Origin of the sequence: Flavobacterium enshiense (assembly GCF_040750275.1) — a bacterium.
Classification (GTDB): Bacteria; Bacteroidota; Bacteroidia; order Flavobacteriales; family Flavobacteriaceae; genus Flavobacterium; species Flavobacterium enshiense_B.
The window spans coordinates 1-373 of the sequence record NZ_JBDOCV010000025.1; the positions used below are offsets into that span (position 1 = coordinate 1).

Here is a 373-nt window from a genome sequence, read left to right on the forward strand (position 1 = left end):
GCACATTGTCCTGCATCCGGTGTAAATGTATATACTGCTGTAACAGTATTGTCAAGAACCGGAGACCAAACACCAGTAATTCCTTCGTTGGAAGTGGTTGGTAAAGCGGCTAAGGTATCTCCTGCGCAAATAGGAGCAACTGTACTAAACGTTGGTATTACAACCGGATTTACATTGATAGTCATGGTTTGTGTTGTAGCACATTGTCCTGTATTCGGCGTAAACGTATAAACAGTTGTAACGGTATTATCTAAAGCCGGTGACCAAGTTCCAGTAATTCCTTCATTGGAAGTGGTTGGTAAAGTTGTTAAGGTCTCTCCTGCACAAATCGGAGCAACTGCACTAAATGTTGGTGTTACAATCGGATTAACGT

Annotated in this window: 1 pseudogene; it reads right to left on the reverse strand. The window is 42.1% G+C overall.

From position 1 onward, the window contains the following. Nucleotides 1–373: pseudogene (locus ABGT15_RS14600) on the reverse strand (lectin-like domain-containing protein); the annotation flags it as partial.